The 25,189-nt window shown below is 58.7% G+C and carries 18 protein-coding genes and 5 tRNA genes; 8 read left to right on the top strand and 15 right to left on the bottom strand.

All coding sequences use genetic code 11. The features are described 5' to 3' along the window. Positions 1-365 precede the first annotated feature (365 nt). The 6 genes from GPL81_RS24200 (at position 366) to GPL81_RS24225 (ending at position 10,687) form a co-directional block, all read left to right on the top strand. The gene (locus tag GPL81_RS24200; RefSeq protein WP_160108764.1) at positions 366-2,102 is read left to right on the top strand and encodes a type I secretion system permease/ATPase; all 1,737 of its coding nucleotides are present in this window, start codon (positions 366-368) and stop codon (positions 2,100-2,102) included. Positions 2,103-2,108: 6 nt separating this feature from the next. Continuing rightward, on the top strand, positions 2,109-3,449 hold the full coding sequence (locus GPL81_RS24205) for an HlyD family type I secretion periplasmic adaptor subunit (RefSeq protein ID WP_160108765.1): 1,341 nt from the start codon (positions 2,109-2,111) through the stop codon (positions 3,447-3,449). A gap of 1 nt (position 3,450) precedes the next feature. Then, entirely contained in the window at positions 3,451-4,779 is a 1,329-nt protein-coding gene (locus tag GPL81_RS24210) for a TolC family outer membrane protein (protein WP_160108766.1), read from the top strand. A gap of 541 nt (positions 4,780-5,320) precedes the next feature. Then, complete coding sequence (locus GPL81_RS24215) at positions 5,321-8,338, top strand: Ig-like domain-containing protein (RefSeq protein ID WP_425502610.1); 3,018 nt, start codon at positions 5,321-5,323, stop codon at positions 8,336-8,338. A gap of 174 nt (positions 8,339-8,512) precedes the next feature. Then, complete coding sequence (locus tag GPL81_RS24220; RefSeq protein WP_160108767.1) at positions 8,513-9,643, top strand: nitrilase-related carbon-nitrogen hydrolase; 1,131 nt, start codon at positions 8,513-8,515, stop codon at positions 9,641-9,643. 3 nt (positions 9,644-9,646) lie between these two features. Then, positions 9,647-10,687 (top strand): AraC family transcriptional regulator, encoded by a 1,041-nt coding sequence (locus tag GPL81_RS24225; protein ID WP_160108768.1) that lies wholly within the window; start codon positions 9,647-9,649, stop codon positions 10,685-10,687. A gap of 383 nt (positions 10,688-11,070) precedes the next feature. On the opposite strand, the gene GPL81_RS24230 is transcribed toward GPL81_RS24225, so the two are convergent. From GPL81_RS24230 to GPL81_RS24285, 12 genes are all read right to left on the bottom strand, one after another. Next, positions 11,071-11,877 (bottom strand): DUF2242 domain-containing protein, encoded by an 807-nt coding sequence (locus GPL81_RS24230; RefSeq protein ID WP_160108769.1) that lies wholly within the window; start codon positions 11,875-11,877, stop codon positions 11,071-11,073. Positions 11,878-12,079: 202 nt separating this feature from the next. Then, positions 12,080-13,951 carry a SurA N-terminal domain-containing protein gene (locus GPL81_RS24235; RefSeq protein ID WP_160108770.1) on the bottom strand — a complete coding sequence of 624 codons (1,872 nt, stop codon included), beginning with the start codon at positions 13,949-13,951 and terminating at the stop codon, positions 12,080-12,082. A gap of 102 nt (positions 13,952-14,053) precedes the next feature. Beyond that, positions 14,054-14,131, bottom strand: a tRNA-Leu gene (locus tag GPL81_RS24240). Positions 14,132-14,184: 53 nt separating this feature from the next. Next, the gene (locus GPL81_RS24245; protein ID WP_002552737.1) at positions 14,185-14,457 is read right to left on the bottom strand and encodes an HU family DNA-binding protein; all 273 of its coding nucleotides are present in this window, start codon (positions 14,455-14,457) and stop codon (positions 14,185-14,187) included. A gap of 148 nt (positions 14,458-14,605) precedes the next feature. Continuing rightward, positions 14,606-17,002 carry an endopeptidase La gene (gene lon, locus GPL81_RS24250; protein WP_096510034.1) on the bottom strand — a complete coding sequence of 799 codons (2,397 nt, stop codon included), beginning with the start codon at positions 17,000-17,002 and terminating at the stop codon, positions 14,606-14,608. A gap of 162 nt (positions 17,003-17,164) precedes the next feature. Continuing rightward, the gene (gene clpX / locus GPL81_RS24255) at positions 17,165-18,448 is read right to left on the bottom strand and encodes an ATP-dependent Clp protease ATP-binding subunit ClpX (protein ID WP_096510033.1); all 1,284 of its coding nucleotides are present in this window, start codon (positions 18,446-18,448) and stop codon (positions 17,165-17,167) included. Positions 18,449-18,560: 112 nt separating this feature from the next. Continuing rightward, positions 18,561-19,196 (bottom strand): ATP-dependent Clp endopeptidase proteolytic subunit ClpP, encoded by a 636-nt coding sequence (gene clpP / locus GPL81_RS24260; RefSeq protein ID WP_008034105.1) that lies wholly within the window; start codon positions 19,194-19,196, stop codon positions 18,561-18,563. 93 nt (positions 19,197-19,289) lie between these two features. Beyond that, positions 19,290-20,600 carry a trigger factor gene (gene tig, locus GPL81_RS24265; protein WP_160108771.1) on the bottom strand — a complete coding sequence of 437 codons (1,311 nt, stop codon included), beginning with the start codon at positions 20,598-20,600 and terminating at the stop codon, positions 19,290-19,292. Between the two features lie 401 nt (positions 20,601-21,001). Further along, positions 21,002-21,077 (bottom strand) — tRNA-His (locus GPL81_RS24270). Between the two features lie 77 nt (positions 21,078-21,154). Further along, positions 21,155-21,239 (bottom strand) — tRNA-Leu (locus GPL81_RS24275). Between the two features lie 57 nt (positions 21,240-21,296). After that, positions 21,297-21,372 (bottom strand) — tRNA-His (locus tag GPL81_RS24280). Between the two features lie 32 nt (positions 21,373-21,404). After that, a tRNA-Arg gene (locus tag GPL81_RS24285) sits at positions 21,405-21,481 on the bottom strand. 275 nt (positions 21,482-21,756) lie between these two features. Between GPL81_RS24285 and folD the strand changes: the two genes are divergently transcribed. Together folD and pbpG are read left to right on the top strand one after the other, a co-directional pair. Next, positions 21,757-22,611: a bifunctional methylenetetrahydrofolate dehydrogenase/methenyltetrahydrofolate cyclohydrolase FolD gene (folD, locus tag GPL81_RS24290; protein WP_096510031.1), complete on the top strand. Its 855-nt coding sequence runs from the start codon at positions 21,757-21,759 to the stop codon at positions 22,609-22,611. Positions 22,612-22,850: 239 nt separating this feature from the next. Next, on the top strand, positions 22,851-23,789 hold the full coding sequence (pbpG, locus tag GPL81_RS24295) for a D-alanyl-D-alanine endopeptidase (RefSeq protein ID WP_096510030.1): 939 nt from the start codon (positions 22,851-22,853) through the stop codon (positions 23,787-23,789). A gap of 54 nt (positions 23,790-23,843) precedes the next feature. Here pbpG and GPL81_RS24300 read toward each other — a convergent pair whose 3' ends face one another. The 3 genes from GPL81_RS24300 to GPL81_RS24310 all read right to left on the bottom strand — a co-directional run bounded on the left by GPL81_RS24300 (position 23,844) and on the right by GPL81_RS24310 (position 25,102). After that, positions 23,844-24,059: a hypothetical protein gene (locus GPL81_RS24300; RefSeq protein WP_096510029.1), complete on the bottom strand. Its 216-nt coding sequence runs from the start codon at positions 24,057-24,059 to the stop codon at positions 23,844-23,846. A gap of 17 nt (positions 24,060-24,076) precedes the next feature. After that, complete coding sequence (locus GPL81_RS24305; protein WP_096510028.1) at positions 24,077-24,283, bottom strand: DUF6021 family protein; 207 nt, start codon at positions 24,281-24,283, stop codon at positions 24,077-24,079. Positions 24,284-24,373: 90 nt separating this feature from the next. Next, positions 24,374-25,102, bottom strand: a complete 729-nt coding sequence (locus GPL81_RS24310) for a peptidase C39 family protein (protein ID WP_096510027.1) — start codon at positions 25,100-25,102, stop codon at positions 24,374-24,376. Positions 25,103-25,189 lie beyond the last annotated feature (87 nt).

Below are 25,189 nucleotides of genomic sequence, written 5' to 3' on the forward strand. Positions count from 1 at the left end.
AGTGATGGCGGGCTTCAGGCGGGCGACCCTCCCCCATGACTAAAGTTCCATTGCTATTGACTGTCAATATTACGCCGTAAAAGCAGACGACCGGCATCAGACATGCCAACTAACTGTTATTTAACGATATATAGATTTTCTTAAGCACAGCTAGTGCGAAATGTTATTTGAAACTGTATCGCTAGAGAAACAAACGCCACCTACGCTCCTGCATGTGGAAGCACGGCAGAATTCGGGACTGGCCCAGAGAGCTACAGCTTGTGCCGACGAGCCGCCTACACAACTACATATTGTTAGCCAACTATGTGAACTGGCAGCTGTGGCGCCGTAAGGGGCCATCGGCTTTTCGGTGGGGGACTACCCAAATGCACAAGCAGTCGAGCACCCGCTCCGAACTCGCCGACGCGATCTTTCGCCTGCGTCGCAGTTTTTACTCGCTGGCAGGGTTCAGTGGCGTCATCAATGTCATGATGTTGACGCCAGCCGTTTACATGCTGCAGGTCTATGATCGGGCCTTGGTCAGCCGCAACGTCACGACTTTGACGATGTTGACCGTGCTGGTGATAGGGCTGTTCCTGCTGATGTCCACGCTGGAATTGGTCCGCACCCGCGTGCTGATCAGGGTCGGCAACTGCCTCGACATGGACCTCAACCGACGCATTTTCACTGCCGCATTCGAACGCAACCTGAGCCGTGCCGGAGGTAATCCGGCCCAGGCCCTGCAAGATCTCGCGCAGGTTCGCCAGTTCCTCACCGGCAACGCCCTGTTCGCCTTCTTCGATGCGCCGTGGACACCGATCTACCTGCTGGTCGCCTACCTGATCCACCCGCTGCTCGGACTGGTGACGCTGATCGGCTCGCTGATTCTGATGGGCCTGGCTTATCTCACCGAAAAGGCCACGCAGAAGCCGCTGGCCGAAGCCAATCAGGCCGCTCTCTCCTCCGCCCAATACGCCAACAACAACCTGCGCAACGCCGAGGTCATCGAGGCCATGGGCATGCTGCCGTCGATCAGCAAGCGCTGGTTCCAAAGCCATTTGCGCATTCTGGAAATGCAGACCCTGGCCTCCGACCGCGCCGCCATGATCAGCAGCACCGGGCGCTTCGTGCGCATCACGTTGCAGTCGCTGATCCTCGGCGCCGGCGCGCTGCTGGCCATCGAAGGCAAGATTACCCCGGGGATGATGATTGCCTGCTCGATCCTCACCGGCCGCGCGCTGGGCCCGGTGGAACAGGTCATCGCGTCGTGGAAGCAACTGCTTGGCTGCCGTTCGGCCTGGGGCCGGCTCAACGAGATGCTGCATGACTATCCACGCCGGCCACCGAGCATGTCCCTGCAACGACCGCTGGGCATGTTGGCGGTGGAGAACGTATTTGCCGGCGCCCCCGGCACCAACAACACGATTCTGCGCGGGGTGAGCTTCAGCCTCCTCCCGGGCGAAAGCCTTGGTGTCATCGGCCCATCCGCCTCGGGCAAATCCACCCTCGCCCGCCTGCTGGTTGGCGTCTGGCCGGCGCAGGCCGGCAAGGTGCGCCTGGACGGCGCGGACATATTCACCTGGAACAAGGGCGAGCTTGGCCCCTGGCTCGGCTACCTGCCACAGGATGTGGAACTGTTCGAGGGCAGCATTGCCGACAACATTGCGCGCTTTGGCGAAGTGGACAGCGACGCGGTCATCCGTGCCGCCAGAAGCACTGGCGTGCACGAGATGATCCTGCGTTTTCCGCAAGGTTATGACACCCGTCTGGGCACCGATGGCAGCCCGCTTTCCGGTGGCCAGAAGCAACGCATCGCCCTGGCCCGCGCCCTGTACGGCGAACCCAATCTGATCGTGCTGGATGAACCGAACGCCAACCTCGACGATGTCGGCGAAAAGGCCCTGGTCGATGCGTTGGCCGAACTCAAGGGCCGTGGCGCTACCGTCATTCTGATTTCCCACCGTCCCAACGTACTCTGCGCCGTCGACAAGGTGCTGATGCTGCGTGACGGCGGCGTGCAGATGCTCGGCACGCGCGATGAAGTATTCGCAGCGCTGCGCAAGGCCAGTGTGATACCTGCAGGCGCGCCGACTCCGCTGACCTCCGTCAAAGCACGGGAGTGACCGATCATGCAAATGAGCCAACACACCGAGATGATTCAAAACGATCCCAGGAGCGTGGTAGACCTGGACGTCGGCAAACCCGCGCGGTGGGGCGTGTGGCTGGTGCTCGCCGGCTTCGGCGGTTTCCTCCTGTGGTCCTGGCTGGCACCGCTGGATGCCGGCGTGGTCGCGACGGGTACGGTCAAGATCACCAGCAATCGCAAAGCCGTGCAGCATCTGAGTGGCGGCACCGTGGAGGCCATACTCGTTCGCGAAGGCGATGTGGTGAAAAAGGGCCAGGAGGTGGTCCGCCTCGACTCATTGCGCGCCGTTGCCGAACAGGGTGCGGTCGGCGCCCAGTACATCGTCAGCAAGACGGTGGAAAACCGCCTGGAAGCAGAACGTGACAACCGCGATGTGGTGAACTTCGATCCCGAGCTGCTCAAGCGCTTCGGCGATGATCACCGCCTGGTGGCCGCCATGGATCTGCAACAGCGCCTGCTGGATACCCGGCGCGCCGGCCTCGCGGGCGAAATCAGCATCCTGCAGGAAAACCTGGCGGCGTCGCAGGTGCAGCTCAAGGGCCTGCAGCAGGTCTATGGCGCCCGCGCCTCGCAGATCAACTTCCTCAACCAGGAACTGCAAGGCACCCGCGTGCTGGCGGCCGAAGGCTATGTGCCGCGCAACCGCCTGCTGGAGCTGGAACGCAGCAACGCCGACCTCTCCGCCGGCCAGGCCGAGAACCTCAACAACATCGCTCGGGTGCGCAGCCAGACCACTGAAATCAAGCTGCGCATCCTGCAGCGCCAGCACGATTACCTGAAGGAAGTCGAATCGCAACTGACCGACACCGCCAAAGAAAACACCACCCTGGCCGACCGCTTGCGCGCGCTGGACTATGAAGTGACCCACACGGTGATTCGATCGCCCATCGATGGCATGGTCCAGTCCCTGAGCATTGCCACCGTCGGCGGGATCATTCAGCCGGGCTTCAAGATCATGGAAATCGTTCCGGTCAACGAACCGCTGCAGGTGGACGCGATGATTCCCGTGCAGGCCATCGACAAGATGGTTCCCGGACTGGACGTGGACATTGCCTTCCCGGCCTTCAACCATGCCCAGACGCCGAACATCCCCGGCCGCGTGAAGACCATCTCCGCCGACCGCCTGCTCGACGAGGAAAGCAAGCAACCGTTCTACCTGGCTCAGGTGGAAGTCACGCCCGATGGCATGAGCCTGCTGGGCAGCAATCACATTCGCCCGGGCATGCCCGCCAGCGTCACCATCAAGACCGGCGAGCGCAACATGATGAGCTACTTGCTCAAACCGATGCTCGACCGCGTGGACAGCGCCTTCAAGGAACAATGAAATGGACCGTCATTGCCTGTTCTTCTGCCTGCTGGGGCTGAGCCTGCCGGCCGACGCCATGGACCTCAAACAAGCCTGGGACCTGTTGCAGTACCAAGGCCCCATCTACCGCGCCGCCGTGCATGAAAAAGAGGCCGGCGGGGAAAACCGCGCCATCGGCAAGGCCGGCCTGCTGCCGCAGATCAGTGCCTCGGCCTACGACAACAAGGTCAATGGCACCCAACGCCAGAACGGCATCGACCGTGATCTGGACTACGACTCCAAGGGCGCGAACGTGCGCCTGCGTCAGCCGCTGTTCAACAAGCAGAAGATGGCCGAATACCGCCAGGGCCAGCAGCGAGCCGACTACAGCGTCGCGGTGTTCGATGCCAAGAGTCAGGACGCCGCGGTGCGCCTGGCCGAAAGCTATTTCGACGTGCTCCTGGCCAGCGAAACCATCGTCCTGGCCAAGTCCAAGCTCAACGCCTTCGAAGAACAACTCGCTTCGGCAAAACGGCGCATGGAACTGGGGGCCGGCACGGTCACCGACATCGACGAGTCGGCCGCTCGCCGTGACCTCGCCGAGGCCGAACTGATCGAAGCCCAGGACAACCTGGTCAACGCGCGCCGCAAGCTTGAGGAATACATCGGTGAAACACCCGAATCGCTGACCACCTTGCAGCCGAACTTCGATACACCACCGCTGCTACCGAGCAACCTGCAGGACTGGTTGGTCAAGGCCCAGGCCGATAGCCCGCTGATCCATGCGCGCCGATCCAGTCGCGACCTCGCCGAAGAAGAAGTGAACCGAGCCAAGGCCGGCCACTGGCCAACCCTGGACTTCATTGCCGGCTACACCGCGGGCGAAAGCCAATCGATCTCGGAGTTGAATCAACGCAACCGTTACGGCTCAATCGGGCTGGAAGTCAACATCCCGCTGTTCAGCGGTGGCGGCGTCAGTGCACTGACACGCCAGGCCAGTGCCAACAGCGAGAAGGCCACGGACGAACTCGACGCCACACGACAGGAAGTCATCTCCGGAACCACCCGTGAGTATCACGGTGTACAGAGCGGCGCCAAACGCGTTCGCGCACTGGAGAAGGCAGTAGCGTCCAACGAACGCTCACTGATTTCGACACGCAAGGGCTTCAAGGAGGGAGGCACCAGTACCAATTCGGACGTCCTCAACGCCGAAGAGTTGCTCTTCGTTGCGCGCCACGATCTGTTCGAGGCGAAGTTGCGCTACCTGATGTCACGCCTGCGCCTGGCCTCTTCGGTGGGCAGCCTGGGTGATGACGATATCGACCAGATCAACGATTACCTTGGCCCGGAGCTGCTGGTCACCAACTGACGTTTCACCTGCCAGCCGGTCGAGCCAAATGATGGCTGACCGGCATTCCTCCCTCAGGGTAAATGTCTTTGATAGTTACCCAAGCCCTGTCACATCCGTGACATTTTCAACCCTCACCACGGACCAGCGAAGCAACTGGTTCGCGGGGTGCTCGTCATGCTTTTCCTCCACTTTCTGGCCGCCTGGCAACACTCACCAATGCAGAAATACCCTGTCAAAAGCGGTCGGTAAAACGGGGCCACCACTCCCCCAAAAACGGGCGACTACACCCACTCAGCCAGGCATTTATCACCAGATTTGAGGAATATCCCCCACCCCCCGTATCCCCCATTAGTACTAGTTAAACAACTCGCTAATTATTTGGAACTTTTTCTACGTCATGGTGTTATGGCGCGTTAGTTGCTCTACCCCTTGTACCCGCAACAGCTGTCGTCCCGACAATGGAGACGGCGGGGCATCACGCGAGGGGTGAAAAATGAAACGCGCGACACTACCAAGCAATTCCATCGCCCTGCTGCGCAGGTCAAGCCTGCCTTGTGCGATGCTCATTACCCTGACCACCGCCAATGCCGCGCCGCTCGACGATGTCAGCCAGCCACCACCGACAGACCCCTCCGCCTACTCCAATCCCCCGGCCGACCCCAAGGTCGCGCTGGATGCCTTGTTGACCATGCCGCCCGCCAACCAGGGTGCGATTGCCCTGCCCAACGGTGTGTATGGCGACCGCAAAACCCCGCGCGCTGACAACGTACTGCCGCCAAGCCTGCAAACCTCGTTCAAGATCCCCACCAACGGCAAGCCCAGCCCCTTGTTCGGGGCCCAGCCGTTCACCCAGCAACTGCTGCTGTTCGAGGAATTCGGCACGGAAAAACTCGACCCGACCCTGCCCGCGCCGCCACTGACATTTCCGGTGCCCCTTGCCGGCCCGGCGCCCCAGCAGGACCCGGACAACATCGCTCGCAGCGGCCCGTCGAGTTCGGCGCTGGAAGCCTTCATGCGCCAGCCGGGGCTTTATCCGTTTCCAGCGCAGTACTCCAACGTGCTGGACCGCAACCCGTGGAAATCGCAGATCGAAGCCTTCCTCAACCGCCATCCGGTAGGTTCGCCGGCCGAAGGCCGTCCGCCAGGAAAAGGCTGGTCGCACCAGCGCTGGAACGAGTTCTACCCGCAGGTCGCCTTCAAAACCGTACAAGCGGGCGCCAAACTCAACGGCGGCATGCGCGACCGCCGGCAAATGCACAACTACGCCACCGGTGAGTTCGGACCTGGCGGACTCTACTACCAGACCTCGGACATCCCGACCACAACGGGTACCACCAAAGGCATCGACACCCGTTTTCACCCCAACATGCCGATTCAGAACCACAAGGCGCTCTGGACCTTCGACGGCACCTTTCCGGTCAAACTGCTGATGGTGCGTTACGGCCAACCGGTGCTGATGCGTCACTACAATGCCTTGCCGATCGACCCTTCGGCCAACATGGGGTTCGGCCTGCACACCCTCAGCACCCACGAACACAACGGCCACTCCCCGGCCGAAAGCGACGGCTATACCAATGCGTTTTTCTTTCCGGGGCAGTACTACGACTATCGCTGGCCGATGCAACTGGCCGGCTACGACACCATCAACACCAAGGCTGAAGACCCTCGCGCGGCGTTCCCGTGCGCGCCGGGCGAAACCCTGTTCGTCAACGATGCCACGCCAGGCCTGAAGACCTGCCAGAACGGCACCATCAAGATTCGCGGCGACTGGCGCGAAACCATGAGCACCCACTGGTTCCACGATCACATGCTCGATTTCACCGCGCAGAACGTCTACAAGGGCAACGCGGTGATGATGAACTACTACAGCGCGCTGGATCGCGGTAACGAGGCGATCGAAGACGGCGTCAACCTGCGCCTGCCCAGCGGCTCGGCGCTGCCCTGGGGCAACCGTGACTACGACGTCAATCTGATGGTGGCCGACAAGGCCTGGGATAAGAACGGTCAACTGTGGTTCAACCCGTTCAACACCGACGGTTTCCTCGGCGATCAGATCCTGGTCAACTGGCAGTACCAGCCGAAACTGAAAGTACGGGCGCGCAGTTATCGTTTCCGCATCCTCAATGGCTCGGTGTCGCGTTACTTCAGGTTCGCCCTGGTGCGTGAAATCGCCGGAACCGGTGGCGAACTCCCCGGGCCGGCAGGTTCCGGTGTGTCTTATGTCCGCGTGCCGTTCCACCTGGTCGGCAATGACGGCAACCTCATGGAACATGCGGTGCCGTTTGACGGCAGCATGGACCTGGACGGTGACGGCGACCTGCAAAACCATAACGCGATCCTGCCAACCCAAGGCATCGCCGAACGCTACGACATCATCGTCAACTTCGCGAAAAACGGGATCAGCGTTGGCGACAAGTTGTACTTCGTCAACCTGATGGCGCACCAGGGCGGCAGGGGGCCGGAGAAGACACCCCTGAGCCTGGCCGACGTGATGTCAGGGAAGTACAAAGCGGTGCTCAAACTGGGCAGCAAAGGGCTGGAATGGGACCAGGGCGACCCGGTGGTGGGCAAGTTCCTGCAATTGGTGGTGCAGCCTTACAGCGGCACGGATGTGAGCATGAACCCGGCGGACTATGAGCCTGCAAAACCGGGCAAGGCGGCCGGCAAGATCATGATCCCGCTGACCCTCAACCGTGACGACCCGACGGTGCAGGCCAAACTGAAACTGGCGCGGCATCGCGAGTTCATCTTCGGTCGTTCCGATGGCACCGACGAAGCGCCATGGACCATCAAGACCGATGGGGGATTTGGCTACACCATGGACCCTCGCCGCCTCAGTGCCGCACCGCAACTGGCCAACGGCCCGACCGATGGCGGCTACAGCGGCGACGGCACCCTGGAAGTGTGGAAAATCAAGAACGGTGGCACCGGCTGGAACCACCCGGTGCACGTGCACTTCGAGGAAGGGATCGTCCTCAGCCGCGACGGCAAGGCACCGCCGGAATGGGAAAAATGGGCGCGCAAGGATGTGTACCGCATCGGCGAAGGCATCGACAGTTCGGTGGATGTGGAAATGGCGATTCACTTCCGCGAGTTTGCCGGGACCTACATGGAGCATTGTCACAACACCCAGCACGAAGACAATTCCATGCTATTGCGCTGGGATATCGAGCATCCCGGTCAGTTCCAGTTGATGCCAACACCCTTGCCTGGCTGGGACGGCGTTACCTACGTGAACTCTGCGGCGCTGCCAACCTTCCGCAATGGCGCAGGCGAAAACAAAAAACCGGTCGCCAAATCGGACAGCGCCACCAGCAGCAACGGCAAACCGCTGACCATCAATGTCCTGGCCAACGACAACGACCCTGATGGGAATGTGCCACTTACCGTGGTGGGACTGACGCAACCGGCCTCCGGCCAGGGCACGGTCAGCACCGACGGTGTGCGTGTGATCTACACGCCGCCGGCCACTGCCCACCCACGGTTCACCGCGAGCTTTACCTATCAGGCCAGCGATGCCAAAGGCGCGATGTCATCACCGGCAACCGTGTCCGTGACGGTCGCTGCATTACGCTGACGGTGACCGCAACGCCCCCCACCGTCGGGCCCGACACCGGGCTCGACGGTGGCCATCCTGCAACAAAAACTGAAAACCGTGAAAAATCTGTCGCTAACGGTTTGTTTTGCCGTAGCCTCTCTCGGCATCTGAATGCAAAATCCTGCCCTGCACACGGCCGTTTACTGTTTTCCCATGCGTAAATTTTTGTACCTGACCTTTTCAATGGCGCTGATCGCCGCCCTGACGACCTACGCCATGTGGGCCGCGGATCGCCCGGCGGGCCATTACCTCTCGGACCTGCGGATCGATCTCGCCGTCGATGAAGGCACGCCCGCCGACCGCGGCAACCTGCTGGGCATCCAGCCCGAACTGTTCCCCACCGACTATCAAAGCCCCGAGCGCTTGCACCGCAAACTCGCGGCTTATTTGCAAAAGGCCCAGGAACAAGGCTTGCTGAACGATAAAACCATCGTCGTGCTGCCCGAACATGTCGGCACCTGGCTGATGGTCAGCGGTGAAAAGGATGAGTTGTACCAGGCCACCTCCCTCAAGGAAGCCATGAACTGGCTCGCCGTGAGCAATCCCTTGAAGTTTGTCCGTGCGCTGATAAACGCCGAGGGCGGCAGTCGCCTGGATGACGCCCACCTGCGCATGAAAGCCAAAGGCATGGCCAAGGACTACCAGGCCTTGTTCGGCGGTTTGGCGAAAGAATTCCGTGTGACCCTGGTGGCAGGTTCCATCGTATTGCCCGAGCCCGTTGTCATCGACGGCACGCTGAAAATCGGTCGCGGCGCGCTGTACAACAGTAGCGTGGTGTTTGGCCGCGACGGCGTGCCGATCGGCCAACCCCAGCGGCAGATGCACCCGGTGTTTGCACAGCAGGATGCGATCAAGGCCAATGGCGAGCACACACTCAACGTTGTTGATACCCCGGCCGGGCGCCTGGGCGTGCTGATCGGCATCGACAGTTGGTACCCGGACAACTATCACAAGCTCGACGATCAGCAGGTACGGATCGTCGCGGTCCCGGCGTTCGTTGCCGGCCGAGGCACCTGGGATCAACCGTGGCGCGGCTACAAGGGCTCGACGACGCCGGGCTCCGTCAGCCTCAAGGCCGGGGACCTCAGCGAGGGCCAGGCCTGGCACCGTCTGACCCTGACCGCTCAACCGCCCTCCAGCCAGGCAATAGGCGGCATGAGCGTGTTTTTGCGTGGCCAGTTCTGGGATCAAGCCAGCGCCGGCCAAAGCTTTCTCAGTAGTAACGGTCAGCATTTTTCCGACGGCGACGCCCGCGGTGCGCGCCTGCTGAACCTGTGGTTGTAAGCCATGAAACCGCAGCCGATGCGACTCGGTGATCTTTCGGTAGGCTTCGTTCACAGCCTGGCCGACGCGGTGCGCAGCCACGGGGCGGATCCGCAGCCCCTGCTGGAACAATACGGCCTCGATGCAGCCCGTCTCGGCGAAGCGGGTGCCCGACTCTCGATTCCGCGCTACATGCGCCTGGGCCATAGCGCCATTCAGTTGACAAACAACCCCGCACTCGGCTTGCGCATGGGTCAGTTCAGCCGCCTGAGCCAGGCCGGGCTCGCCGGTGTCACCGCCGCCCAGGCGCCGACAGTACGCGAGGCGGCGCGCTGCCTGATTCGCTTCGAAGCCTTGTACGGCTCCAACTATCGCGGTCAATCGAGTTTTCACGAAGACCCTCAGGGGGCATGGCTGCGCTTCTACTCCATCAGCCCTTACAACAGCTACAACCGCTTCGTGGTGGACTCGATCATCGCGGGCTGGTTGCAGCAATTATCCAGCGTGAGCCCTGTCCCGCTACGCGCCGAGCGCATCGAAATCGAGTTCGAAGCACCTGACTACCACGCAGCCTATGACGTGCTGGGCGACTGCCCGATTCAGTTTGGCGCTGAACACAACCAGCTGCGCCTGAGCCTGGCCAGCCTCGCTCAGCGTAATCCGGAGCACTGCCCGAGTACCTGGCGCCACTTGCTGAAATTGTGTGAACGGGAACTGGAGCAACTGACACGCACCCGCAGCCTGCGTGAACGCATCACTCAGTTACTGGGGCCGTTGCTCAATGGTGGCCGGGAACCCGACCTGGAAGAAGTGGCGGCACGCCTGAAGCTGCCCGTCTGGACCTTGCGCCGCAAACTGGCCGAAGAAGGCACGCAGTATCGCGCGATTCTTAATGACACGCGTCGCGACCTGGCCATGACCTACATTCGCGATACCGAGCTGGCGTTCGGAGAAATTGCCTATCTGCTGGGCTTTGCCTCAGCCGAAGCCTTTCAACGCGCCTTCAAACGCTGGACCGGCCAGACACCCGGCGAGTTTCGCCGAAGTCATCGACAAACAGCTTGAAGCTGCAAGTTAACCGCTACAGGTTTGAAACCCTAAAGCAATAATTACAGCTCGGTAGCGTCTTCCGCCGGCTCCGGCGAGTCCAGTTCAAATGCCTGATACTCGAGCAGTTCTTCTTGATAATCGTCCATTTTGAATCCCCCACGGGCTCATTGAAAAAAATGCCTGAATAAATGACCTGCGCCTTGAGCATAAAGTGCCCGAATGAAAGAAAAATGACGCTGGCAGGACACTGTGTCGCTACTGAATAAAACGTAGCAGGCACTCAGGAATTTATCACAGGTTTTTTTCGGGCAGGCCGCAGGACAGCGGTCTGCTTGACGTGGATCAATCTTTGCTGCAACCACGGGACCGGCTTTTTCTGCCCGGCCCCGTCACGTCGATCACTGTCCAGTGATCGGCATGGCCTGAATCGGCTCTGAAGGTGGCGGAATGTCGCTCGGGTTGGCCGGTGGCGTGATCGTTTCCGTGGAAGGCTTCGGCTCGGCGCTCGGGGTTGCGGTAATCGGAGCGGCTGCAGGTGGCGGCGCTACCGGCTCGGACGCGACCGGAGCAGCTTCGACCGGTGCCGATGTCGTTTGCGGGGCCAAGGCAGCTGGCGCGGGTTCCGGCATGCCCAGCTCGGTTTTCGGCTTGTCGGTGATGTGCGCCGCTTCTTTCACTTCCTTGGGCAGGAACAGTTCGACCAGCGCGAAGAATCGCTCGTAGAACTTGTGTGACGATACGGTTTCACTCGCGATCTTGACCATCGAGTCGTCCGACGAACCGATCGGCATCGAGACCGAACCCAGCACGCCCACACCGAGGCTGGCGGAGTTATTGGTCTTCTTCAGTGCATACTGGTCCTGCAGGGCGTTGGCGAACACCGTGGCGTGATGCCCGGCGCTGCCGTCTTCGGCACAGACCACACTGAAACTGATTTCCATGTGGGTCTCGCCGGTCTGCTGGAAGCTCTTGTGCCCGCTGACCAGTTTCGGATCGCTGCTGGTGATGATGTAGCCCTGGCTCAACAGGGCCCGACGAGCGGCTTCGCAGCTTTGCGCGTCGGTCACCGGGTAATTTCGGGAAAAGGTTCCGGAGTCGTCGAAGTTCTCATGCTCATAGATGGCGGCTTTCTTCGACGAGCACCCGGCCGCAGCGGCCAGCACCAGCGCCAGCCCGGCAACACGCATGGGAAGTGATTTAGACATTGAACATCCTGAAGAAAACGATTCGGGGCGTATTGTGCAACAGATCGATGCTTAGCGTCGCATCGATTGTGTCTTAAAACGGTTACAGGGGTGTTGACTCCGATATTAGGCAAAAAGTCCCACACACTCGTCAGCACGGCTGTAATAAAAAACCCCGGCCTTTCGGCCGGGGTTCTTGTGTAGCGCATCGCTCAGTCCGACATCAGAAACGCTTGATCTCGGCCTGGCTCTCCAGCTGCTTGCGGTAAGCCGCAAAGTCTTGCTGGCCAACACGCGAAGCGAGGAAGCGACGGTATTGAGCCTTCTCTTCTTCGGTCGGTGCTGCGGCCTCGTTGACACCGTTCAGGCGTACGATCATCAGGTTGCCATCAGGCAGGGTCACGCTGGTGAAGGTCGGCTTGTCCTTGGCGGCAGGCTTGGGCATGCGGAACAGCGCCTGCAGCACAGCCGGGTCAACCCCTTCCTGAGCGCGGGTCGCAGCTTCGGTCACTTTCCAGCTCTGCCCGTCGATCGCCTTGTCCAGCGGGGTCTTGCCATCGCGCAGGCTGGTAATCAGCTCATCGGCCTTGGTCTTGGCAGCAGCACTGGCGTGCTCCTTGGCCAATTGGGCGCGAATCGGACCAGCCACACTTTCCAGCGGCAGCTGCGAAGGCTTGAGGTGTTCCTTGGCGCGCAAGACGATCACGGTTTCCGGGTCGAGCTCGATGGCCGTGCTGTTGGCACCCTCTTCCAGCACTTCCTGGCTGAACGCCGCAGTGACCACGGCACGGTTGGCCGCAACGCCCTCCCCGCCTTCACGGCCAAACGGCTTGGACGTATGAACGGTGAGCTTGAGGTCCTGTGCCGGCTGGGCCAGATCAGAGGCTTCGAACGTGGAGTCTTCCAGTTGCTTGGTTGCCTCGACGAAACGCTGCTCGACCTGCTGGGCCTTCAATTCGCGGGTCAGCTTGTCTTTCAGGCTGGCGAGTGTCGGCACTTCAGGCGCTTCCACGCCCAACAGCTTGATCAGGTGGAAACCGAAGTCGGTGCGAACCGGCCCGGAAACCTGATCCTTGGCCAGCGAGTACAAGGATTTCTCGAAGGCTGGATCATAGACGCCAGGGCCTGCGTAGCCGAGATCGCCGCCATTGTTGGCCGAACCCGGATCCTGCGAGAACTCCTTGGCCAGGGCTTCGAACTTATCGCCTTTGGCCAGACGTGCCTGGATCTCTTCGATTTTGGCCTTGGCCTGGGCTTCAGTGGTCTTGTCGTTCACTTCAATCAGAATGTGCGCAGCCCGGCGTTGCTCGGACAGGTTCGCGATTTCTTTCTGATAGGCCGCCTGCAGGTCTTCGTCCTTGACGCTGACCTGATCAAAGAAGGAAGCCTTCTTCAACTCCAGGTAATCAATGACCACCTGATCCGGCGTCATGAATTCCTTGGCGTGTTCGTCGTAATAGGCTTTGACCTCATCGTCGGTCAGCTTAACGGCCGCCGGGTCAACCTTGATGCTCAGGGAAGCGAAATCGCGGGTCTGTTTTTCCAGACGGGCGAAGGCCAGAACCTGTGCATCGGTGACGAAGCCGCTACCCGCCACACCGGCGCGCAACTGGCCAATCAGCATTTCCTGGGCCAGCATCTGGCGGAATTGCATACGGCTGTAGCCGAGTTGGCGAATGACCTGATCGAAACGCTCAGGACTGAATTTGCCATCTACCTGGAATTCAGGTGTTTGCAGGATGACCTGGTCCAAGGCCGCTTCGGAGAAAGCGAATTTCGAACTTTCTGCGCCTTGCAGCAGCAGTTTGCGGTCGATCAGGCCTTTGAGAGCCGATTCGCGCAGCATTTTTTCGTCGAGCAAGGAAGCATCGAAATCCTTGCCCAGCTGTTGCATGAGTTGACGGCGTTGCATATCGACCGCCTGGCTCAGCTCATTCTGGCTGATTTCTTCGCCATTGACCTTCGCCGCCTCATTCTTGTGCGTCGTAGCCTTGAAAATGGCGTCGAAACCGGTCAAAGCCATCAGTGCAACGATGACCCCGATGATGGTCTTGGCAATCCAGCCTTGTGAATTGTCCCTGATATTCTGCAGCATGCGTCCCCCATAAACGGTTGAACTTCAAAATTAGGCAACCGTGGAGCGTGGGTAGAATCCGGATAGAAGAAAGGCGCATCCGAGGATGCGCCTTCTCGTAACTGGCGGAGCGGACCGATGACTCGAACTTGCGAGCCTCGGTGTCTCGGACCGGCGACTTGCCGACTGGACTACCGCTCCGCTGCCAGGTCAGGCATGACCCCGACCCGGATAGGCAAAAACCTGAATCGAACTTAGTTGACAGCTTCTTTCAGTGCTTTACCGGCTTTGAAACCTGGTTTTTTGGCTGCCGCGATTTCCAGTGTCTTACCAGTCTGTGGGTTACGACCAATGCGAGCTGGACGATCAGTTACGGAGAAGGTACCGAAACCAACCAGAACAACGGAGTCGCCAGCCTTGAGAGCGCCAGTGACGGATTCGATTACAGCGTCCAGCGCACGGCCAGCAGCAGCTTTCGGGATATCAGCGGATGCAGCGATAGCATCAATCAGTTCCGACTTGTTCACTCTAAGTCCCCTTATATCTATTTGAGTATGATTCTAAGTTTTTTGGTGAAAGCAAAAACGAGTGCTGAATGGCCTACAGACACTTAAGAGCCGCTTTATAACAAGGGCTCTAAAAAACTGTCAAGGAAGCCCCCCAGGCAAATACGTACTAATGCGTGCTAATTCTTTCCTTAGAATCGGACTCGCGCTTTTCATCCTTCGCGACAATCTCCGGAGCCACATCCGGCAAGGGCTCCGGCGCGTATTGCAGCGCAATTTGCAGGACCTCGTCAATCCATTTAACCGGTTTAATCTGGAGATCTTGCTTGATATTGTCAGGAATTTCCTTCAGATCGCGAACATTCTCTTCAGGAATGATCACAGTCTTGATTCCACCGCGGTGAGCGGCGAGCAGTTTTTCTTTCAAACCGCCGATCGCCAGTACCTGGCCACGCAATGTGATTTCACCGGTCATGGCTACATCCGCACGCACCGGAATGCCGGTCAATGCCGATACCAGCGCCGTGCACATGCCCACACCGGCGCTAGGCCCGTCTTTCGGCGTCGCCCCTTCCGGCATGTGGATATGGGTGTCGCGCTTCTCGTGGAAGTCCAGGGGAATCCCCAGGCTTTTCGCGCGGCTGCGCACCACGGTCAAGGCTGCGGTGATCGACTCGACCATCACGTCGCCCAGGGAACCGGTCTTGATCAACTGGCCTTTGCCCGGTACGACAGCGGCTTCGATGGTCAGCAATTCGCCGCCCACCTGGGTCCACGCCAACCCGGTAACCTGCCCGATCTGGTCCTGCTGTTCAGCCAGGCCATAACGGAATTTACGCACACCCAGGAAATGTTCCAGATCGTCTGCGGTGACCTTCACCGAGAAGCGTTTTTCCAGGGCATGTTCTTTGACCGCCTTGCGGCAAACCTTGGCAATCTGGCGCTCCAGGCCACGGACACCGGCTTCGCGGGTGTAGTAACGGATGATGTCGCGGATCGCTTCCTCATCGAATTCCAGTTCGCCTTTTTTCAAGCCATTGGCCTGAATCTGCTTGGGCGAAAGGTATTTGACGGCGATGTTGATCTTCTCGTCCTCGGTGTAGCCCGGCAGACGAATCACCTCCATCCGGTCCAGCAACGCCGGTGGAATGTTCATGGAGTTCGAGGTGCACAGGAACATCACATCGGACAGGTCGTAGTCGACTTCCAGATAGTGGTCGTTGAAGTTGTGGTTCTGCTCGGGATCGAGCACTTCCAGCAACGCCGACGCCGGATCGCCACGCATGTCGCTGCCCATTTTGTCGATTTCATCGAGCAGGAACAGCGGGTTACGGACGCCCACCTTTGTCATCTTTTGAATCAATCTTCCTGGCATCGAACCGATGTAAGTGCGGCGATGACCACGAATTTCCGCCTCATCACGCACACCACCGAGGGCCATGCGCACGAACTTGCGGTTGGTGGCGTGCGCGATCGACTCCGCCAGAGAGGTTTTACCCACCCCCGGAGGACCGACGAGGCACAACACCGGACCACGAATTTTCTTCACGCGCTTTTGCACGGCGAGGTATTCGAGAATCCGCTCTTTGACTTCTTCCAGACCATAATGGTCGGCATCGAGTATGTCTTCTGCGCGCGCCAGGTCCAGGCGCACCTTGCTCTGGGCCTTCCACGGCACCTGAACCAGCCAGTCGATGTACGAACGCACCACGGTCGCTTCCGCGGACATTGGCGACATCTGTTTGAGCTTGTTCAGTTCGGCCTGAGCCTTGGCAAGCGCGTCTTTTGGCAGGCCGGCGGCATCGATACGCTTTTTCAGCTCTTCGACTTCGTTGTGACCTTCGTCGCTGTCGCCGAGCTCTTTCTGAATGGCCTTCATCTGCTCGTTCAGGTAGTACTCGCGCTGACTGCGCTCCATTTGCTTTTTGACGCGACCGCGAATGCGTTTTTCGACTTGCAGCAGATCGATCTCGGCGTCCAGCAACGCCAGGACATGTTCAACCCGTGCCGATAGATCGATGATTTCGAGGATTTCCTGCTTCTGCTCGATTTTCAGGGCCATGTGCGCGGCCATGGTATCGACCAGGCGCCCAGGCTCGTCGATGCTGTTGAGCGACGACAGGACTTCAGCGGGGACTTTCTTGCCCAGCTGCACATATTGTTCGAACTGCGACAGCAGGCTGCGAACAAACACTTCCGACTCACGCTCTGGTGCGTCGGATTCGTCGATCAACGAGACTTCGGCACGGCAGTGGCCATCCACTTCGCTGAAACGCTCGACGGCGCCCCGCTGCTCGCCCTCGACCAGGACCTTGACGGTGCCGTCAGGCAGCTTCAGCAGCTGTAGAACGGTAGCTATCGTACCTACGCGATAAAGTGCGTCTTCACCGGGATCGTCGTCAGCAGGGTTTCTCTGAGCCAGCAGAAGGATCTGCTTGTCGCCCGTCATCGCTGCCTCGAGGGCTTCGATGGATTTCTCGCGCCCCACGAACAGCGGGATAACCATGTGCGGATAAACCACGACATCACGCAATGGCAGGAGAGGCAATTCGATGGTTGTCTTCATGATTTCGCCTCTACGGCGGCCTTAAGGCCGGAAACAGATGAAAGTAAGCTTGAAACCAAGATGGGGGCAGCCTTCAAAAAAAACAAGCACAAAGACTGTGTAAAAACCCGCAAAAAGCAAAGGGGCCCGAAGGCCCCTTCTTTAGTACTGGCTGCGTGACGCTTAGGCGTCTGGCGCGGCCTTGGCAGCAGGCTCATTGTTCTCATAGATAAACAATGGCTTGGACTTGCCTTCTATAACGCTTTCGTCGATCACTACTTTACTCACCTCGGACTGCGAGGGAATTTCGTACATAGTGTCGAGCAACACACCTTCGAGAATCGAACGCAATCCGCGAGCACCGGTTTTGCGTTCCAGCGCGCGCTTGGCGACTGACTTCAGCGCGTCGGCCCGGAATTCCAGGTCCACGCCTTCCATCTCGAACAACTTGGCATACTGCTTGGTCAGCGCATTTTTCGGCTCGGTGAGAATCTGCATCAAAGCAGCCTCATCCAGCTCGTCCAGCGTTGCAAGGACTGGCAGGCGACCGACGAACTCCGGGATCAAACCGAACTTGACCAGATCATCAGGCTCGACTTCACGCAGGGATTCACCGACTTTCTTGCCTTCTTCCTTGCTGCGAACTTCCGCGTTGAAACCAATGCCACCTTTGGTGGAACGGTTCTGAATGACTTTCTCCAGACCGGAAAATGCACCACCGCAGATGAACAGGATGTTACGGGTGTCGACCTGCAGGAATTCCTGCTGCGGATGCTTGCGACCACCTTGAGGCGGAACGGAAGCGACCGTGCCTTCGATCAACTTGAGCAGGGCCTGCTGTACGCCTTCACCGGAAACGTCCCGGGTGATCGACGGGTTGTCAGACTTGCGCGAGATCTTGTCGATCTCATCGATGTAGACAATGCCCATCTGGGCCTTTTCCACGTCGTAATCGCACTTCTGCAGCAGCTTCTGAATGATGTTCTCGACATCTTCACCCACGTAACCCGCCTCAGTGAGGGTGGTTGCGTCGGCGATGGTGAACGGAACGTTCAGCAAGCGGGCCAGTGTTTCGGCAAGCAGGGTTTTACCCGAGCCTGTCGGGCCGATCAGCAAGATGTTGCTCTTGCCGAGTTCGACGTCGTCATTCTTTTTGTCACGCTGGTTCAGGCGCTTGTAGTGGTTGTACACCGCTACGGCCAGAACCTTTTTCGCGCGCTCCTGACCAATCACGTACTGATCAAGGATGCCGCTGATTTCTTTAGGCGAAGGCAATTTATGCGCGCTGCTTTCGGCCTGAGCTTCCTGCACCTCCTCGCGGATGATGTCATTGCACAGGTCAACGCACTCGTCGCAGATAAAGACCGAGGGGCCGGCAATCAATTTGCGCACTTCATGCTGGCTTTTGCCACAGAAGGAGCAATAGAGCAGCTTGCCGTTGTCCTCGCCGTTGCGGGTGTCAGTCATTCGTTCGATCCAAATCCGATAGGCTTGCAACACAAGATGAAGGCTATTGCGGGCTTTTTCAAGCCCGCCGGTGATCAGACCAGCCGACCAAGCCTATTTTGAGCTGCTTATTTTAAGCGGGGCGCTGGGTGATGACTTCATCGATCAACCCATACTCACGCGCGGCTTCTGCACTCATGAAGTTATCGCGGTTGGTATCGCGCTCGATTTCTTCAAGCGTACGCCCGCTGTGCTTGGCCATCAGCGTGTTGAGACGCTCACGGATGAAGAGGATTTCCTTGGCATGGATTTCGATATCCGACGCCTGGCCCTGGAAACCGCCCAGTGGCTGGTGAATCATCACACGCGAGTTCGGCAAGCAGTAACGCTTGCCAGGGGCACCGGCCGTCAGCAGGAACGCGCCCATGCTGCACGCCTGACCGATACAGGTGGTCGACACGTTTGGCTTGATGAACTGCATGGTGTCGTAGATCGACATGCCAGCCGTCACCGAACCGCCCGGGGAGTTGATATAGAGATGGATGTCCTTGTCCGGGTTTTCCGCTTCAAGGAACAGCAGTTGCGCACAAATCAGGTTGGCCATGTAGTCCTCTACCGGCCCCACCAGAAAGATCACTCGCTCCTTGAGAAGGCGCGAGTAAATGTCGTAGGCGCGCTCGCCACGAGCGGACTGCTCGACAACCATCGGGACCAGGCCGCCTGCGGCCTGGATATCAGAGTTCTGCTGAATATACGAATTACGGAACATGCTCTGCAGTCACTCCCAAATAGTTATGTCTTGAATACGCATAAGCCAGCTCGAAGGCTGGCTTATGGTGTGTACTTCTAACGCAAAAACAATTTAGTCGGCTTTTGGAGCTTCTACCGGCTTGACTGCTTCTTCGTAAGAGACCGATTTGTCGGTCACGCTAGCTTTCTGCAGAACAGTATCCACAACTTGCTCTTCCAGCACAACCGAACGGACTTCGTTCAGTTGCTGGTCGTTCTTGTAGTACCAGGACACGACCTGCTCAGGCTCTTGGTAAGCCGAAGCCATTTCCTGAATCATTTCGCGAACGCGGGCTTCGTCAGGCTTGAGGTCGAATTGCTTGACCACTTCAGCCACGATCAGACCCAGGACAACGCGGCGCTTGGCTTGCTCTTCGAACAGTTCGGCTGGCAGTTGATCAGGCTTGATGTTGCCACCGAACTGCTGAACAGCCTGCACGCGCAGACGGTCAACTTCGTTGGACAGCAGAGCCTTCGGCACTTCGATCGGGTTGGTGGCCAGCAGACCGTCCATTACCTGATTCTTGACCTTGGATTTGATCGCCTGGCGCAGCTCGCGCTCCATGTTCTTGCGAACTTCGGTGCGGAAGCCTTCCAGACCGGTTTCCTTGATACCGAATTGAGCGAAGAACTCTTCGGTCAGCTCTGGCAGTTTTGGCTCGGAAACGGTGTTTACAGTGACAGTGAACTCAGCGGTTTTGCCAGCCAGGTCCAGGTTCTGATAGTCCTCAGGGAAGGTCAGGTTCAGAACGCGCTCTTCGCCGGCTTTAGCGCCAACCAGACCGTCTTCGAAGCCAGGGATCATGCGGCCGGAACCCAGAACCAGCTGAGTACCCTTGGCGGAACCGCCAGCGAACACTTCACCGTCGACCTTGCCGACGAAATCGATGTTCAGTTGGTCTTCGTTTTGAGCAGCACGATCGGCCACTTCGAAACGGGTGTTCTGCTTGCGCAGGATGTCCAGCATCTTGTCCAGATCGGCATCAGCCACGTCAGCGCTCAGGCGCTCGACAGTGATACCTTCGAAACCGGCAACGGTGAACTCAGGGAATACTTCGAAAACAGCGACGTATTCCAGGTCCTTGCCAGCTTCCAAGGACTTAGGCTCGATCGAAGGCGAACCAGCCGGGTTCAGCTTCTGCTCAACCACAGCTTCGTAGAAGGAAGACTGGATCACGTCGCCTACCGCTTCCTGGCGAGCTTCAGCGCCGAAACGACGCTTGATTTCGCTCATTGGCACTTTGCCTGGACGGAAGCCTGCGATCTTGGCCTTTTGGGCAGTCTGCTGCAGACGCTTGTTGACCTGAGTCTCGATGCGCTCAGCCGGCACGGTGATGCTCATGCGGCGCTCAAGAGCAGAAGTATTTTCAACAGAAACTTGCATGGATATTCCTCGTTGCACAGACGTTGGCCGGCCGTTTCCGACCCCAGAATCAAGGGCATGCATTCTAGTGGGTCAAACTCAAGAAGTCACCCTACTGAAAACGGGTAAAAACGCAGCAGGCAATTTATAGGTGCGAATGCACGGATGCACCTCGCCCCGGTGGCAAATACAGCCAATCACGCCAAGGCTCTGCGCCAACCCTTCTATATATAGAAGAGGTTGCCAATCATCTCCCTGACAACCGATCTTGCGAGCAAGGCCGGTGGGCAGCGCAGCATCATCGAGAAACATAAATACGACGAAACGCCCTGCCCCTGCAGCCCGGTACCGCAGCCGCCGAATACTCAAACCACTGAAACAAAAAAGGCGCCAGACTATTAAATCTGGCGCCTTTCGAAATATGGGGTGGACGATGGGGATCGAACCCACGACAACGGGAGTCACAATCCCGTGCTCTACCAACTGAGCTACGCCCACCATATTGCGTGCCAAAGAAGCCAAACAACTTCTTTGTGAGCCCCAGCCAGGCCAATCGGCATGGATGACGCTTTATTTGGTGCGGATGAAGAGACTCGAACTCTTACGCCTCGCGGCGCTGGAACCTAAATCCAGTGTGTCTACCAATTCCACCACATCCGCGGATGAAGCCTTTAAAGCAAAGGCGCCAGACTGTTAATCTGGCGCCTTTTCGAAATATGGGGTGGACGATGGGGATCGAACCCACGACAACGGGAGTCACAATCCCGTGCTCTACCAACTGAGCTACGCCCACCATATTGCGCTACTTGTGCCAAAGCTGCCTAATGGCGCACCCGGCAGGACTCGAACCTGCGACCATCCGCTTAGAAGGCGGATGCTCTATCCAGCTGAGCTACGGGCGCCTTATTAATCTGTACCCTTGAAGGACTACAAACTAAATGCTTTCCAGCCTTGCAGAACCTTGATTCCGCTTGACCTTCTTAACCAGTGCTAGGCTGTGCCCGACAAGTGCGACGAATAGTATAGAGCCCCCCGAAGGTCGTCAAATCCTTTTTGAAAAAAATTCATTTAATTAAAGGAGTTAGGGGAATTTGCAGACCAAGCGCCTTTGCCCTCACCGCACGACATGCGAGAATGCGCTCTCTTTTTTTCCCCTCTCGATGGTTAATCACGCGCAATGACTGCACAACTAATCGACGGCAAATCGATCGCCGCCAGCCTGCGCCAGCAGATCGCCCAACGCGTCACCGAGCGTCGCCAGCAAGGCTTGCGCACACCGGGTCTCGCGGTGATCCTGGTCGGCAGCGATCCTGCCTCTCAGGTTTATGTCTCGCACAAGCGTAAAGACTGTGAAGAGGTCGGCTTCCTTTCCCAAGCTTATGACCTGCCTTCCGACACCACTCAAGAAGCGCTCACCGATCTGATCGATCGCCTCAATGACGATCCGGCGATTGACGGCGTCCTGTTGCAGCTTCCCCTTCCTGAACACCTGGACGCGTCCAGATTGCTGGAGCGTATTCGCCCGGATAAGGACGTCGACGGCTTCCATCCTTACAACGTCGGTCGCCTGGCCCAGCGCATTCCGCTGCTGCGTCCGTGCACCCCTAAAGGCATCATGACCCTGCTGGAAAGCACCGGTGCCGATCTGTACGGGATGAACGCCGTGGTGGTCGGTGCCTCCAACATCGTGGGCCGTCCAATGGCGATGGAACTGTTGCTGGCCGGTTGCACCGTGACCGTCACCCACCGCTTCACCAAGGACCTGGCCGGCCACGTCGGCCGTGCCGACCTGGTCGTGGTGGCCGCCGGCAAGCCTGGTCTGGTCAAGGGTGAATGGATCAAGGAAGGCGCGATCGTGATCGACGTCGGCATCAACCGCCAGGAAGACGGCAAACTGGTCGGCGACGTGATCTACGAAACTGCCCTGCCCCGTGCCGGCTGGATCACGCCGGTACCGGGCGGCGTCGGTCCGATGACCCGTGCCTGCCTGCTGGAGAACACGCTCTACGCGGCGGAAACCCTGCACGGCTGAACCTCGCTGCCGAGGTAGCCAGCGACTCAAGGAACCCCGCCCATGGCGGGGTTCTTTTTTGCCCGCGAAACAGGATCGACCATCCGCCGGAAAATGACTTTTTTTTCATGTTTCCAAGGACTTTAACGCCACCCTCGAACAACCATCGACAGTTATTCAGCCATACTCCAGAATGTCGCGCCTTTTAAGAAATAGCCCGTTACATATACGGCGTATCAACACTTTATGAGTCTGCCAGCGTGAAAATCCGTCTTTCTATCCTGAGCCTATTTTTTGCAGTTACAGGGACTTTCATCACGCCAATTGCCAGCGCCGGCGAAACCACCGCGGCGCCTCGAGACACCTCGCATCTCAAGATCGCTTCCGGCAGTGCATTGCTGCTGGATCTGCAGACCAACAAAGTCATCTACGCCAGCAACCCTGACGTGGTTGTACCCATCGCTTCCGTCAGTAAGCTGATGACCGGCCTCGTGGTGGTTGAGGCCAGACAGAACATGGACGAGTACATCAACATCAACATCAGTGACACCCCGGAAATGAAGGGCGTGTTTTCCCGGGTCAAGCTCAACAGCGAAATGCCGCGCCGGGAAATGCTGCTGATCGCACTGATGTCTTCCGAAAACCGCGCTGCCGCGAGCCTGGCCCACCACTATCCGGGCGGTTATGCCGCGTTCATCGCTGCAATGAATGCCAAGGCCAAGGCGCTGGGCATGACCAACACCCACTTCGTCGAGCCGACCGGCCTCTCGCCACACAACGTGTCCACTGCCCGCGACCTGAGTAAATTGTTGATCGCCGCGCACAAGTATCCGTTGCTGACTGAGCTGAGCACGACCAAGGAAAAAACCGTGTCGTTCCGCAAGCCCAACTACAGCCTGGGCTTTCGCAACACCGACCATTTGGTCCGTAAGGCAGACTGGGACATCCAACTGACGAAAACCGGTTTCACCAACGAAGCCGGTCACTGCCTGGTGCTGGTGACCCGGATGGGTGACCGCCCGGTTGCCCTGGTGCTCCTTGACGCTTACGGCAAATTCACCCATTTTGCCGATGCCACGCGCATCCGCAATTGGGTCGAAACCGGCAGAAGTGCCGACGTAGCGTCCGCAGCCTTGCAATACAAATCGGACAAGAACCTCAAGCACCGCCAGAGCGGCGTGGTTGAAGCGTCGAAGTAATCTGGCTGCGACCCAATGAAAAAGCCCCGAACATTCGGGGCTTTTTTTCGTCGATCAGTCGTTGGGCAGCGGCATCTGATCGTCGTCAGGGATACCATCGCCCTTGCTGGGATCCCTCCATCCCTGTGGATGTTCGCCCGGCACCACCGTCGGACGGGCCAGCGGATCTCGCAACGGGCTGTCCGGATCCATCACTGGATCGACACTTTCTTCAGGGGTGGTCGGAACGTTTTCCGGACGTTTGTCGTTGAAACTCGAATCGGTAGACATACGCACCTCCATGAGACCTAGGGTTTCAGATCACCGAGTGGATCATAGGGCTTTGCCGGGGCCTTGGGATTGTCACCCGGTTTCACATCCCTGGGCGCCTTGGCCGGCCCGACAGGATCGACCTGAGGGTCGGCAAGATCCGGGGAGTCGGGATCGAAGCCCAACTCGTCGCCGGACGAATGTTCGGACGAGTGGGGGCCGGAAGGGGTATCGGAATGTGCCATGGACGCCTCCTGATCGCGGCCCGAAACATCCGGGCCTTGAATATCAGATACCTCCAGCGCACCGATGTGCCCGGCAGATGACGAACGGGCTTACTGCGCCTTCAAAGCGCCCTTGGCCTTCGCCGCCGCCTGTTCCTGGCCGGCCTGGGCGAGATCATTGGCCGCCTTGAGCCAACGCTGTTGATCGACTTCGGCCGGAATCTGCGTTGGTGCCTGAATCAGCACCGCCCATCCACCGGCGTCCTTGAATGCCGATTCGAACGAGCCAAAGCTCATCAGCAATCGCTGATCCATCCCTGCACGCAACAACACGGTCTGCTTCTGGCGATTATACCCGGACAGAATCGCATACCGTGGTTCGGCCCAGAGCACGGAGCCTTCGGTAAAGCGCACCATCACCGGGTAACCGGCCGCCACCTGGGTCAACAACGCTGGCAGGTTGCTGTCCAGCGGATAAACCATCATCCCGTACTCACGGGCCAGGTTCTGCATGTTTTGTTGCAGCTGGGCTTCAGCGCCCGGCAAATGCAACGGCTTATCCAGCAAGCCCGGGGTTATCACGATGCCTTGCTGGTCCAACATGCTCGCCAGCACTTGCGGCCCGCTCTGATTGGCCACGCCGCGATAGAACCGGCCGCTGAGTTCGACACGTTCCGGCAGACGCTTGATCTGCGGTGCAACGCTGCCGGCGCAACCGGCCAGGCCAGCGACGCAACCCACGATCACCGCCGCCGATAGAATTCGAGGAATTACCCGCACCATCATCACTCTCTTGTTCAGACGCCGGGCAATCTGCTTCCCGGCTTGGCTGTCGATCATAGGACGCCGCGCGACCGCGGTATAGCCTTAACCGGTAGTTGATTGCGTTGGATAGAGCGAACTGGTTGGTCGCCATCGACCTTCGGT

It is taken from the genome of Pseudomonas izuensis (genome assembly GCF_009861505.1).
GTDB classification, from domain to species: domain Bacteria; phylum Pseudomonadota; class Gammaproteobacteria; order Pseudomonadales; family Pseudomonadaceae; genus Aquipseudomonas; species Aquipseudomonas izuensis.

What these genes read in the sequence shown, in the direction of transcription:
- GPL81_RS24200 (WP_160108764.1), top strand. Translation starts at nt 366, where the DNA reads ATGCACAAGCAGTCGAGCACCCGCTCCGAACTCGCCGACGCGATCTTT.
- GPL81_RS24205 (WP_160108765.1), top strand. Translation starts at nt 2,109, where the DNA reads ATGCAAATGAGCCAACACACCGAGATGATTCAAAACGATCCCAGGAGC.
- GPL81_RS24210 (WP_160108766.1), top strand. Translation starts at nt 3,451, where the DNA reads ATGGACCGTCATTGCCTGTTCTTCTGCCTGCTGGGGCTGAGCCTGCCG.
- GPL81_RS24215 (WP_425502610.1), top strand. Translation starts at nt 5,321, where the DNA reads ATGCTCATTACCCTGACCACCGCCAATGCCGCGCCGCTCGACGATGTC.
- GPL81_RS24220 (WP_160108767.1), top strand. Translation starts at nt 8,513, where the DNA reads ATGCGTAAATTTTTGTACCTGACCTTTTCAATGGCGCTGATCGCCGCC.
- GPL81_RS24225 (WP_160108768.1), top strand. Translation starts at nt 9,647, where the DNA reads ATGAAACCGCAGCCGATGCGACTCGGTGATCTTTCGGTAGGCTTCGTT.
- GPL81_RS24230 (WP_160108769.1), bottom strand. Translation starts at nt 11,877, where the DNA reads ATGTCTAAATCACTTCCCATGCGTGTTGCCGGGCTGGCGCTGGTGCTG.
- GPL81_RS24235 (WP_160108770.1), bottom strand. Translation starts at nt 13,951, where the DNA reads ATGCTGCAGAATATCAGGGACAATTCACAAGGCTGGATTGCCAAGACC.
- lon (WP_096510034.1), bottom strand. Translation starts at nt 17,002, where the DNA reads ATGAAGACAACCATCGAATTGCCTCTCCTGCCATTGCGTGATGTCGTG.
- clpX (WP_096510033.1), bottom strand. Translation starts at nt 18,448, where the DNA reads ATGACTGACACCCGCAACGGCGAGGACAACGGCAAGCTGCTCTATTGC.
- clpP (WP_008034105.1), bottom strand. Translation starts at nt 19,196, where the DNA reads ATGTTCCGTAATTCGTATATTCAGCAGAACTCTGATATCCAGGCCGCA.
- tig (WP_160108771.1), bottom strand. Translation starts at nt 20,600, where the DNA reads ATGCAAGTTTCTGTTGAAAATACTTCTGCTCTTGAGCGCCGCATGAGC.
- folD (WP_096510031.1), top strand. Translation starts at nt 21,757, where the DNA reads ATGACTGCACAACTAATCGACGGCAAATCGATCGCCGCCAGCCTGCGC.
- GPL81_RS24300 (WP_096510029.1), bottom strand. Translation starts at nt 24,059, where the DNA reads ATGTCTACCGATTCGAGTTTCAACGACAAACGTCCGGAAAACGTTCCG.
- GPL81_RS24305 (WP_096510028.1), bottom strand. Translation starts at nt 24,283, where the DNA reads ATGGCACATTCCGATACCCCTTCCGGCCCCCACTCGTCCGAACATTCG.
- GPL81_RS24310 (WP_096510027.1), bottom strand. Translation starts at nt 25,102, where the DNA reads ATGATCGACAGCCAAGCCGGGAAGCAGATTGCCCGGCGTCTGAACAAG.